Origin of the sequence: Curtobacterium sp. PsM8, assembly GCF_030433875.1 — a bacterium.
Lineage (GTDB): Bacteria > Actinomycetota > Actinomycetes > Actinomycetales > Microbacteriaceae > Curtobacterium.
This window is the reverse complement of the sequence record NZ_JARUXD010000091.1, coordinates 1-10,935: the sequence shown is the minus strand read 5'-3', so window position 1 is coordinate 10,935 and position 10,935 is coordinate 1. Positions and strand designations below refer to the sequence as shown.

Sequence of the window (10,935 nt, the reverse complement as noted above, 5' to 3'; positions counted from 1 at the left end):
CCCGGGGGGGGGGGGGGCGTGGGGGGGGCTCCGGGCCTGGGCCGCGGTGGGGGCCCCCCCCGGGGGTCCACTGGGCCCGCCCGGGGGGGGGGGGGGGGGGGGGGGGGGGGGGGGGGGGCAGGCCCGGACCCAACCTGTCGGTCGTGGTCCGGGCCTCCCGTCGGATCAGCCTGCGGCCTGGGAGACCTGGTCCTGGGCCGTCTGCAGCGCGCTCTTGATGTCCTTGTCGGACACCGTCGAACCCGTCGCGATCTTGGCGAACATGTCGTTCATCGCCTTGCCGACCGTGGACTCGAACTGGTCCTCGGCGGGCACCAGCGGGAGCGGCTTCGCCTTGTTGTTGTAGATGTCGAGGAACGTCTTCGTCTGCTCGTCCGTGACGGAGTCAGCAGCGGCGGCGAGCACCGGCAGTGCCGCGTACGGCTTGTCGAGCGTGGTCTGCGTGTCCGCGCTCGTCATGTACTTGACGAACTTCAGCGCGCCCTCCTTGTTCTTCGTGTTCTTGAAGACGGAGAGGTTGATGCCGGCCGGGAAGCTGGCGATCTGCTCGCCACCGGTCGGAGCGGGCAGCGGGACGACGCCGTACTCGTCGGACTTCATGCCGAGCGAGTTGATGGTGTTGTTCGCGTTGTTCTGGTTGAGGATCATCGCGGCCTTCTTGTTCGCGAAGTCCGTGACCGACTGGGTGGCGTTGTCGTACTGCGCGTTCGAGGGGTTCGCGGCCTTCGCGTCCTGCATCAGGTCGATGTAGCGCTTGATGCCGTCGACGTTGGCCTTCGAGGTGAAGGTCGGCTTGCCGCTCTTGTCGAACCACTCGCCGCCGTTCTGCGCCGAGTTGATGAACGCGAAGTGCGCGTTCTCGGTGTACGAACCACCGGCGAGGCTGAACCCGTAGGTGTCCCCCTTCGTCAGCGTCTTGGCCGCGGTGACGAGGTCGTCCCAGTTCGTGGGCGGCTCGATGTTGGCGTCCTTGAGCATCTGCTTGTTGTAAAACAGGCCGTAGGCGAGGCCGTAGAGCGGGACGCTCGTGACGGTCTTGTCCGGGGCGCCACCGGTGGAGAGCGCGACCTTGCCGAACTTGTCGGCACCGCCGATCGCCTTCATCTCCGAGTCACCGAACTCCTGGAAGGCGCCGGTGGCCTGGAGCGAGGTCGCCCAGGTGTTGCCGATGTTCACCACGTCCGGGCCCTGGCCCGAGGTGACGGCGGTCTGGATCTTCGTCTGGAGGTCGTTCCAGCCGATGACCTGGAGGTTGACCTTGATCCCGGTCTCCTTGGTGAACTTCTCGAGGACGGGGGTCAGCACCTCCTTGTCGTTCTGCAGGGACGTGCCCTGGTTCGACGCCCAGTAGGTGAGCGTCTTCGAGTCGCCGGCGGAACCGGACGACCCGGAGGAGCAGGCTGCGAGGCCGGTCACGGTGAGTGCCGCGGCCGCGGTGATGGCCAGTGCGCGGATGGCAGTGCGCATGAGGCTCTACTTTCTCGTCGTTGAGATCTTGCAGGAGGTGGTGCTCGGTGGTGGTGCTGGGTGGTGCTGGGTGCTGCTGTGTGGGACGGGGCAGGGCCGGGTCGGACCAGGGTCCGGTCGGGCTGGACCTGGTCAGGCCAGGGTCTGCTCCGCGGGGTCCCAACCCTCGGGGAGGGTCGGGGAGGGTGTGACCGTGCTCTCGACGAGCACGGTCTCACCACGTTCGGCTGCCTCGGCGATGGAGACCATCACGTCGAGGACGTGGAAGGCGAGGGCACCGGGGACCCGGTTCTCCTCACCCGCACGGAGGGAGCGGGCCAGGTCGACCACGCCCGTCCCCCGCGAGTAGGTGGACCCGACGGCGGGGATCGTCTCGGGCTCGTCGGCGCCGAGCGCGTACAGCTCGGTGTCGCCGTCGAAGTCGTTCGGGTCGGGGAAGACGACCGTGCCGGTCTCGCCCGCGATCTCGACGAAGCCGGTGCGGCCGCGGTCGGACTCGAACGAGAAGACGCTCTGCGCGCTGCCGCCGTTCTCGAACTGGATCAGCGCCGAGTGGTTCGTCGGGACGTCGACCGGGAAGTCGGTGCCGGCCTTCGGACCCGAGCCGATCGTGCGGGTGGCGCGGGACTTCGACGCGGTGGCCGTGACCTTCGCGACCGGTCCGAACGCCTGCACGAGGGTCGTGATGTAGTACGGGCCGATGTCGAACAGCGGGCCGGCGCCGTAGGCGAAGAGGAACTCGGGGCTCGGGTGCCAGGACTCCGGGCCGGGGCTCTGGAAGAGGGTGAGCCCGTTCAGCGGGGTGCCGATGCGGCCGTCGCGGATGGTGCGGAGTGCGGTCTGCAGTCCGGCGCCGAGGAACGTGTCCGGGGCGACGCTGACGGTCTTGCCGGCGGCGACCGCGGCGTCGCGGAGCTGCGCGGCGCTCTGCCGGTCCAGCGCGTAGGGCTTCTCGCCCCAGACGTGCTTGCCGGCGGCCAGCGCCTGCAGGGCGACCTCGACGTGTGCGGCCGGGATGGTGAGGTTCACGACGATCTCGATGTCGTCGACGGCGAGCAGCTCGTCGACCGTGCCGGAGCCCGGCACGCCCCACTTCTCGGCCTGCGACGCTGCCCGGGGCAGGTCGATGTCGGCGATGAAGAGGACCTCGACGTCGGGGAAGACCGTCAGGTTGGACAGGTACTGGTCCGAGATGACGCCGGCGCCGATGACACCGACCCCGACACGTCCCGCGGCGCTCATGCGTGTGCTCCGGCGAGGAAGGCGTACGAGTCGCGGACGGCCTGGACGACGTCGCCGTCGTGGTCGTCGAGCTCGATGACCTGCTGGGCGTCGGGCGCTGCGGCCACGATGTCGCGCACCGGCATGATGCCGTTGCCGACCGCGACCTGCTGCTTGTCGTCGTGCGAGCCGTCGCCGTCCTTGACGTGCAGGAACCGGACCTGGTCGCCGAGTCGGCCGAGGACGGCCACCGGGTCGTCGCCGCCGACCTTCGCCCAGTAGGTGTCGAGCTCGAGGACGACGGCGTCGGAGAGGGCGCCGGCGAAGACCTCGAAGGCGCTCGAGCCGTCGATGCGGTTCGAGAACTCGAACGCGTGGTTGTGGTAGCCGAGGGTCAGACCGTGGTCGGCGGCGCGGGGCGCGAGGTCGTTGAACTGGCGGGCGATGGCCTCGACGTCCTCGCGGGTGGTCCAGCGTGCTTCGTCGACGTGGGGGTCGATGAGGGTGCCGAGCCCGACGGTGACGCTCGCGGTGAGGATGCGCTCGAGCCCCTGCTCGTCCACGTCGAGGAGACGTGCGTGCCCGCTCGGCGCGGTCAGACCGGCCTGCTGCAGGGCGGCTGCGTACTCGTCGGCACGGTCGACGAAGCCGAAGAGCTCGACGTTCGTGAAACCGATGTCGGCGATCGTCGCCAGGGTTCCGGGGAGGTCCGTCGTCAGTGCGTCACGCACCGTGTAGAGCTGGACCGAGAGCGGTTGGGGCACCAGGTGTTCTCCTCATCGAGATGTGGTCTTCTCTGACCGATCGTCACACTATGGGCGCTTTTGTCGGCGGTCAAGCAAAAGTTCGAAGAGGTTCGACGACCTTCGTTGCGTGGCCCGGACGATGTGTGGTTCACTCCGACCATGGTCGACTTGACGCGGACGGCGACGACGCCGCCGGTCGGGGCCAGCGAGCTCTTCCAGATCCTGCGCGACGGCGTCCCGCGGACCCGAGGTGAACTCGCTGCCCTCACCGGGATGGCGCGCTCGACCATCGGCGTGCGCATCGACGCCCTGGTCGACGTCGGGCTCGTCGGGTCCGTCGACACCGCCGCCTCCACCGGCGGACGACCCCCGGCACAGATCGCGCTGCGCCCCGCCGCACGACTCGTCGTCGCCGCCGACCTCGGCGCCTCGCACGGCCGGGTCGCCGTGACCGACCTGGTCGGCACCCAGCTCGCCACCCGCGACGCCCGGATCGACATCGCCGCCGGACCCGTCCCCACGCTCGAGTGGCTCGTCGGCGTCGTCGACGAACTGCTCGACTCGGTCGGCCGCGCCCGCGACGACGTCATCGCCTTCGGCATCGGACTGCCCGGCCCCGTCGAGTTCTCGACCGGACGCCCCGCCAACCCGCCGATCATGCCCGGCTGGGACGGTTTCGACGTCCCCGGCTGGCTCCGCCAGCACGTCCGCGCCCACGTCCTCGTCGACAACGACGTGAACATCGCGGCCCTCGGCGAACGGGCGCACGGCTGGCCGGACCTCGACCACCTGCTCTTCGTGAAGGTCGCCACCGGCATCGGCTCCGGCATCGTGTCGGAGGGCCGGCTGCAGCGCGGCGCGCAGGGCACCGCGGGCGACATCGGTCACGTCCGGGTCTCGCGGGCGGGCGACGTCCCCTGCCACTGCGGCAACACCGGCTGCCTGGAGGCCGTCGCCTCCGGTCCGGCGATCGCCCGGGCACTGCGGGCGAAGGGCCACGACGTGCACACCAGCGCCGACGTCATCGAGCTCGTCGCCCGGTCCGACCTCGACGCCATCGGTGCCGTGCGCCAGGCCGGCCGGGACATCGGCGAGGTCCTGGCGACCTGCGTCTCCCTCATCAACCCGTCGGTGATCGCACTCGGCGGCTCGATCACCCAGGCCGGGGAGCACCTGCTCGCCGGCGTCCGGGAGGTCGTCTACTCCCGCTCGATGCCCCTCGCCACCGAGCACCTCGTCATCGCGCAGTCCCGCGCCGGCTCGATCGCCGCACTGCAGGGTGCCGCAGCGCTCGCCATCGCGTACGCACTGTCCCCCGCGGGCGTCGACGAGCTGGTCACGATGGCCGAGGGTCGGCAGCTGGTCTCCTGACCGCCGCACCCCGACCGCGTGCCGGTTTCGCCGGTGCCGGTGGTCGGGTGGACAATCGTGGGGTGACGATCGTGCAGCCCACTCTCTGGGGCGACCTGGATGACGGGTGGGAGGCCCAGCCCGGCCCCGCCACGTCGGCCGGCGGTCGGTCTGCGGGTGTTCGGGCCACCGGCTCCGCGCGTCCGACTCGCGCACACGACACCTTCACCGCGCTCCGCGGGCACACCGAGCGGATCGTCGCGCACTCGTCCGACCGCGTCGCCTGGCTGCGCGCCCGCGCGATGGGCATCACGGCCACCGACGTCGCACGTCTCGCGTCCCTCCACGCCGTCGACGCGGTCGTCGCCGACAAGCGGTACGGCTCCCGGTTCGCCGGCAACGTCTACACCGAACACGGCAAGGAACGCGAACCCGTGATCGCCTCGTGGGTCGCCGCGACCCACGGCATCCAGCCCTCGGCGCACCTGTTCCATGCGGCCACGAACCGGGCACACCTGGCCACCCCGGACGGTGTCGGGCTCGACCGCGACGGCCGTCTGCTGCTGGCCGAGATCAAGACCACCGCGAACGGGTTCACCCGCGTCCCCCGGCACTACATGCGGCAGGTGTGGTGGCAGCAGTACGTACTCGGTGCCGACCGGACGCTGTTCGTCTGGGAGAAGCACGACGACTTCGTGCCGGTCGCCGACGAGCCCGAGTGCCGGTGGATCGACCGCGACGACGACGCCATCCACGGGCTCATCACCCTCGCGGACCTGGTGCTCGATCGCCTGCGGGACGCTCGCTGACCGGGATCAACCGCAGTCGGGACAGCGCGACGACGATCAGGCCCATCAGGCCGATGAACACCGCGACGCCCAGGCAGTACAGCGCGACCACGCCGTAGCCCGACTTCGGGTCGAGGAACGGGTAGGGCACCCAGCCGTCGGTCGCACCGCGGATCACGACCACGACCAGCCAGGCCGCCGGGTAGATCAGGAACCACCACACGTCGCGGAAGAACAGACGGCTGCGGTCCGAGAACAGCAGCCAGTCGATCACGACGTACAGCGGGATCCAGCGGTGCAGCACGTCGTTGGACCAGGACTCCCCCACCGGCTGCCCGACCTGGGCGAGCAGCGTGTTGTAGACCAGACCCGTCGTCGCGATGTAGACCGTGGCGGCGCCGCGGAACAGGTCCAGCCGGCGGCCGGCATCGCGCCGGCGCACTGCTGCCACGACGGTGAGGACGAAGACGACCGCGACCAGGATGTTCGACTGGTTCGTGAAGTACCCGAAGAAGTTCCAGAACACGAACCCGTTCTGGAGCGCACGCTGCAGGTCGTCGACGATGGCCGCGACGATGGCGATCGCGGCCACGAGCCGCAGGACGTTCACGAAGATCCGCACGGGATCACGGTACTGGTCGATCTCCCTGTCCGGAGAACGCGGAGCGGGGCTCGCCGCACCGGGTACGCAGAACGGCCCGCACCGGAGTGCGGGCCGTTCTGGTCGTGCTGTGGATCAGTGCGATCCGCTGCTGATCAGGATCAGAAGACGTTGACGTCCAGCGGGATGCCCGGGCCGAAGGTCGTCGAGACGGCGCCCTTCATGATGTAGCGGCCCTTCGCGGCGCTCGGCTTGAGACGGACGATCTCGTCCAGCGCGGTGGTGATGTTCTCGTCGAGCTGCTCCGGCGTGAACGAGGCCTTGCCGACGACGAAGTGCACGTTGGAGTGCTTGTCGACGCGGAACTCGATCTTGCCGCCCTTGATCTCGTTCACGGCCTGGGCCACGTTCGGGGTCACGGTGCCGGTCTTCGGGTTGGGCATGAGGCCACGCGGGCCCAGCACCTTGCCGAGACGACCGACCTTGCCCATGAGCTCCGGGGTCGAGACCGCGGAGTCGAACGAGGTGTAGCCCTCGGCGACCTTCGCGATGAGCTCGTCGCCACCGACCTCGTCGGCGCCGGCGGCGATGGCGGCCTCAGCGGCTGCACCCGTCGCGAAGACGATGACGCGGGCGGTCTTGCCGGTGCCGTGCGGGAGGATGACGGTGCCGCGCACCATCTGGTCCGCCTTGCGCGGGTCGACGCCGAGCTTCAGTGCGACCTCGACGGTGGAGTCGGTCTTCGCAGAGCCGGTCTCCTTCGCCAGGGCGACTGCCTCGGTCGGGGTGTAGAACTTGTCGGCCGCGATCTTCGCAGCCGCGGCGCGGTACGCCTTGGACTTCTTCGCCATGGTGGTCTCCTTGCGAGATACGTGGTTGGCGAGCCGGCGCGGCTCTCCCACGGTGAGTACTGGGGTGTGGAGGGTGAGGCTCAGGCCTCGACCGTGATGCCCATCGAACGAGCGGTACCGGCGATGATCTTCGTCGCCTGCTCGATGTCGTTGGCGTTCAGGTCGGCCTGCTTGGTCTCGGCGATCTGACGGATCTGGTCCGCCGTGATGCGTCCGGCCTTCACCGTGTGCGGCGTCGCGGAACCCTTGTTCACACCCGCGGCCTTCTTGATGAGCTCGGCTGCCGGCGGGGTCTTGAGGATGAACGTGAACGAACGGTCCTCGTAGACGGTGATCTCCACCGGGATGACGTTGCCGCGCTGCGACTCGGTCTGGGCGTTGTACGCCTTGCAGAACTCCATGATGTTCACGCCGTGCTGACCGAGCGCCGGACCGATCGGCGGTGCCGGGTTGGCGGCGCCCGCGTTGATCTGCAGCTTGATCAGGCCCGTGACCTTCTTCTTCGGTGCCATGTTTCGCTTTCCTCCTGGGATCGAACGCACGGGGACCCGTGCACTCTCCCGCGTCTCCGGCGGTTCCGGATCGCGGTGACGGATCCGCAGCGCACGAGGCGCGCGGACCCAAACTCGAACAGTCTAGTGGATGGTGTCCAGCTCTAGAGCTTGGTCACCTGGTCGAAGCTGAGCTCGACCGGCGTCTCGCGCTCGAAGAGCGAGACGAGCACGGTGAGCTTGCCGCTCTCCGGCTTGATCTCGGAGATCGACCCGGGCAGACCCGCGAACGAGCCTTCCTTGATGGTGATCGTCTCGCCGACCTCGAAGTCGACCTCGGCCTGGGGCTGCGCCTGGGCGAGTCCGCTGCCCTTGGCGCCGCCCTTGGTCGGGGCTGCCTCGGCGACCTGGACGAGGGACTTCAGCATGCCGAAGGCCTCGTCGAAGCGGAGCGGGGTCGGGTTGTGCGCGTTGCCGACGAAGCCGGTGACACCCGGGGTGTGGCGGACGACGGACCACGAGTCCTCGTCGAGGTCCATGCGGACGAGCACGTAGCCGGGGATCCGGACGCGGGTGACCAGCTTGCGCTGCCCGTTCTTGATCTCGACGACGTCCTCCATCGGGACCTCGGCCTGGTAGATGTAGTCCTCCATCGACATCGAGACCATGCGGTTCTCGATGTTCGCCTTCACGCGGCGCTCGAAGCCCGCGTAGGAGTGGATGACGTACCACTTGCCCGGCTTCATCCGCAGTTCGGTCTTGAACGCCTCGTACGGGTCGACCTCGGACTCGTCGTCGTCGTCCTCGGCCGTGATCGTGACCTCGGTGTCGGGGGCCAGGTCGACCTCGGACTCCGGGGCGATCGCACCGAGCGTGTCGGCGGACTCTTCCGCGGCGACGGTCGCGTTCGCGTCAGCCGCGGTCTCGTCCTCGAGCTCGGTCTCTTCTTCGTCCTCGACGGCTTCGACGGCGGCTTCGGCCTCGTCGGCGGTGTCGATCTCGAGCGCGTCGTCGACGACGGCGTCGGCTTCCGGGTCACGCGACTCGGCGAGGGCGTCGAGGGTCTCGTCGAGCTCGGTGCTGACGGTGCCGTCGTCCGGCTCGTCGCTCAGTCCGAGGGACTCGTCGTCCTCGTCCTCGACGGAGATCGCGCGCTCCTCGGCGGAGTCGGTCGAACGGAGTTCGCTCGTCTCGACGTCGCCTTCCTGGTTCTCCTCGACCTCGGAAGACTGCTCGGCAGCGGTCGCGAGGTCGATGTCGTCGCGGGAGTAGTCAGACACAGTCGGTTCTTTCCGTTCGATGGTGCGGATCGGGTTGGCGCTCACGTCCCGGGCAGGGAACGGGTCGCCGTCTCCGGGAGACCGTACCCCGAGGAGGACCGGAGCGGTCGGACCTGCGGTCAGGCCGGGCGCGCCAGGAGTGCAGCGCGCCGGGGTTCATGCCAGCTGGGTCAGGCCGTGGGGCCGTTGCCGAACACGTAGCCGACGCCGAGACCGAACACGAAGTCGAGGACCGACACGAGGATCATCATCACGACGACGAACACGAGCACGACAACCGTGTAGCTGAAGAGTTCCTTGCGGGTCGGGGTGACGACCTTGCGCAGCTCGCCGAAGACCTGGCGGATGAACAGTGCGATCGCGGCGAAGGGGCCACGGCGCTGTGCCCGGTCGACCTTCGCCTGGGTGACGACGTCGTCGGTCGTCTCCACGTCTTTGCTCGCCACTTCAACCCTTCCCGATGTGCAGGGCGGACAGGACTTGAACCTGCAACCTGCGGTTTTGGAGACCGCTGCTCTACCAATTGAGCCACCGCCCTTCGGAACGTCCACCCGTACGGGATCCGGTCGTTCCAGGGAGAAGAAGTCCGTTTCCGACAGACTTCAACCGCCGCAGAACAGTGTACGGGAGTCCCGACGGCGGTGTCCACTTGACGGATGCTCCGGCGCGGCGCGTCGGTAGGCTGGCCCCGTGAGCACCGAAGCCGCCAGCCCTCAGCCCACCGACAGCCCCGACAGCAGCCCGCGCCCGGGCACGGACGCAGGTGTGCCCGGGGACCGTCCGCGCATCGCCTCCCGGATCGCCGCCATCGCCGAGTCCGCGACCCTCAAGGTCGACGCCAAGGCGAAGGCCCTCAAGGCCTCCGGACGCCCGGTGATCTCCTTCGCCGCGGGCGAGCCCGACTTCGCCACCCCGGCGCACGTCGTCGACGCGGCCGTCGCGGCAGCGCAGGACCCGGCGAACCACCGGTACACCCCGGCCACGGGCCTCCCGGACCTGAAGCGTGCGGTCGCCGACAAGACCGCGCGCGAGTCCGGCATCGCCGTCGACCCGTCGCAGGTCATCATCACGAACGGCGGCAAGCAGGCCGTCTACCAGGCGTTCCAGACCGTGGTCGACGCCGGCGACGAGGTCCTGCTGCCCGCGCCGTACTGGACCACCTACCCCGAGGCCATCCGGCTGGCGGGCGGCGTCCCCGTCGATGTCTTCGCCGGCAGCGACCAGGACTACCTCGTCACCGTCGAGCAGCTCGAGGCAGCGCGGACGCCGCGCACGAAGGCGCTGCTCTTCTGCTCCCCCTCGAACCCGACCGGTGCCGTGTACTCCGCCGAGCAGACCCGCGCCATCGGCGAGTGGGCGCTGGAGCACGGCATCTGGGTGATCAGCGACGAGATCTACCAGGACCTGCTCTACGACGGCCTCACCTTCTCCGGTGTCCTCGAGCAGGTCCCGGCCCTCGCGGACACGACGATCCTGGTGAACGGGGTCGCCAAGACCTACGCCATGACCGGCTGGCGGGTCGGCTGGATGATCGGCCCGGCGGACGTGGTCAAGGCCGCGTCGAACCTGCAGTCCCACCTGTCCTCGAACGTCTCGAACGTCTCGCAGCGTGCCGCGATCGCCGCCCTGGACGGCCCGCAGGAGCCCGTCCTGGCGATGCGCGAGGCCTTCGACCGTCGTCGGCAGGCGATCGTCGCCGGCCTCAACGCCATCCCGGGGTTCAACACGCCCGTGCCGCAGGGCGCGTTCTACGTGTACCCCGACGTCACCGCGTTGCTCGGTCGCGAGTGGGCCGGCAGCACGCCGACCACGACCCTCGAGCTGGCCGACCTGATCCTCGAGCACGCCGAGGTCGCGGTCGTCCCGGGCGAGGCGTTCGGGCCCTCCGGGTACCTGCGCCTGTCCTACGCGCTCGGGGACGACGACATCGCCGAGGGTGTCGCCCGTCTGGCCCGCCTGTTCGGCTGACCCCGGTCACCCCGAACGGCACGACGCGCCCCCGCGCGCCGGGGGGGGGGGGGGGTTGGGGGGGGGGTGTGGTGTGGGCGGGGGTGGTGGGCGGGCCGGGGGTGGAATGGGGGCGGGCTTCGGGGGGGGGGGGGGGGTGGGGGGGGGGGGGGGGGCAGGCCCGGACCCAACC

11 protein-coding genes and 1 tRNA gene are annotated in these 10,935 nt (G+C 69.6%); 3 read left to right on the top strand and 9 right to left on the bottom strand.

From position 1 onward, the window contains the following. Nucleotides 1–165 precede the first annotated feature (165 nt). The 3 genes from QCD68_RS15655 to QCD68_RS15645 form a co-directional block, all read right to left on the bottom strand. Nucleotides 166–1,467 (bottom strand): ABC transporter substrate-binding protein, encoded by a 1,302-nt coding sequence (locus tag QCD68_RS15655; protein ID WP_111074342.1) that lies wholly within the window; start codon nucleotides 1,465–1,467, stop codon nucleotides 166–168. Between the two features lie 132 nt (nucleotides 1,468–1,599). Further along, on the bottom strand, nucleotides 1,600–2,709 hold the full coding sequence (locus QCD68_RS15650) for a Gfo/Idh/MocA family protein (RefSeq protein WP_111074343.1): 1,110 nt from the start codon (nucleotides 2,707–2,709) through the stop codon (nucleotides 1,600–1,602). Next, nucleotides 2,706–3,452: a sugar phosphate isomerase/epimerase family protein gene (locus QCD68_RS15645; protein WP_290158591.1), complete on the bottom strand. Its 747-nt coding sequence runs from the start codon at nucleotides 3,450–3,452 to the stop codon at nucleotides 2,706–2,708. Before QCD68_RS15645 ends, QCD68_RS15650 begins: the two co-directional genes overlap by 4 nt. A 141-nt stretch (nucleotides 3,453–3,593) precedes the next feature. Between QCD68_RS15645 and QCD68_RS15640 the strand changes: the two genes are divergently transcribed. Together QCD68_RS15640 and QCD68_RS15635 are read left to right on the top strand one after the other, a co-directional pair. Then, a complete protein-coding gene (locus QCD68_RS15640; protein WP_111074422.1) occupies nucleotides 3,594–4,805 on the top strand; it encodes an ROK family transcriptional regulator in 1,212 nt (403 codons plus the stop codon). A 62-nt stretch (nucleotides 4,806–4,867) separates the two neighbouring features. After that, a complete protein-coding gene (locus QCD68_RS15635; protein ID WP_301223692.1) occupies nucleotides 4,868–5,593 on the top strand; it encodes a YqaJ viral recombinase family protein in 726 nt (241 codons plus the stop codon). On the opposite strand, the gene QCD68_RS15630 is transcribed toward QCD68_RS15635, so the two are convergent. The 6 genes from QCD68_RS15630 to QCD68_RS15605 form a co-directional block, all read right to left on the bottom strand. Continuing rightward, nucleotides 5,547–6,194, bottom strand: a complete 648-nt coding sequence (locus tag QCD68_RS15630; protein ID WP_301223691.1) for a Pr6Pr family membrane protein — start codon at nucleotides 6,192–6,194, stop codon at nucleotides 5,547–5,549. The genes QCD68_RS15635 and QCD68_RS15630 overlap by 47 nt on opposite strands. Before the next feature lie 140 nt (nucleotides 6,195–6,334). After that, nucleotides 6,335–7,024, bottom strand: a complete 690-nt coding sequence (gene rplA, locus QCD68_RS15625; RefSeq protein ID WP_204607362.1) for a 50S ribosomal protein L1 — start codon at nucleotides 7,022–7,024, stop codon at nucleotides 6,335–6,337. 80 nt (nucleotides 7,025–7,104) lie between these two features. Beyond that, complete coding sequence (rplK, locus tag QCD68_RS15620) at nucleotides 7,105–7,536, bottom strand: 50S ribosomal protein L11 (RefSeq protein ID WP_110824626.1); 432 nt, start codon at nucleotides 7,534–7,536, stop codon at nucleotides 7,105–7,107. Nucleotides 7,537–7,679: 143 nt separating this feature from the next. Beyond that, the gene (gene nusG, locus QCD68_RS15615; RefSeq protein WP_301223690.1) at nucleotides 7,680–8,795 is read right to left on the bottom strand and encodes a transcription termination/antitermination protein NusG; all 1,116 of its coding nucleotides are present in this window, start codon (nucleotides 8,793–8,795) and stop codon (nucleotides 7,680–7,682) included. A gap of 170 nt (nucleotides 8,796–8,965) precedes the next feature. After that, complete coding sequence (secE, locus tag QCD68_RS15610; protein WP_301223689.1) at nucleotides 8,966–9,241, bottom strand: preprotein translocase subunit SecE; 276 nt, start codon at nucleotides 9,239–9,241, stop codon at nucleotides 8,966–8,968. A 19-nt stretch (nucleotides 9,242–9,260) separates the two neighbouring features. Then, nucleotides 9,261–9,333: transfer RNA gene (locus QCD68_RS15605), tRNA-Trp, on the bottom strand. A gap of 227 nt (nucleotides 9,334–9,560) precedes the next feature. On the opposite strand from QCD68_RS15605, the gene QCD68_RS15600 reads away from it, so the two are divergent. After that, entirely contained in the window at nucleotides 9,561–10,763 is a 1,203-nt protein-coding gene (locus QCD68_RS15600) for a pyridoxal phosphate-dependent aminotransferase (RefSeq protein ID WP_301223693.1), read from the top strand. Nucleotides 10,764–10,935 lie beyond the last annotated feature (172 nt).

Excerpts from the sequence above, each read along its gene's own strand:
- QCD68_RS15640 (WP_111074422.1), top strand. The coding sequence starts at position 3,594 with ATGGTCGACTTGACGCGGACGGCGACGACGCCGCCGGTCGGGGCCAGC.
- rplA (WP_204607362.1), bottom strand. The coding sequence starts at position 7,024 with ATGGCGAAGAAGTCCAAGGCGTACCGCGCCGCGGCTGCGAAGATCGCG.
- rplK (WP_110824626.1), bottom strand. The coding sequence starts at position 7,536 with ATGGCACCGAAGAAGAAGGTCACGGGCCTGATCAAGCTGCAGATCAAC.
- QCD68_RS15650 (WP_111074343.1), bottom strand. The coding sequence starts at position 2,709 with ATGAGCGCCGCGGGACGTGTCGGGGTCGGTGTCATCGGCGCCGGCGTC.
- QCD68_RS15655 (WP_111074342.1), bottom strand. The coding sequence starts at position 1,467 with ATGCGCACTGCCATCCGCGCACTGGCCATCACCGCGGCCGCGGCACTC.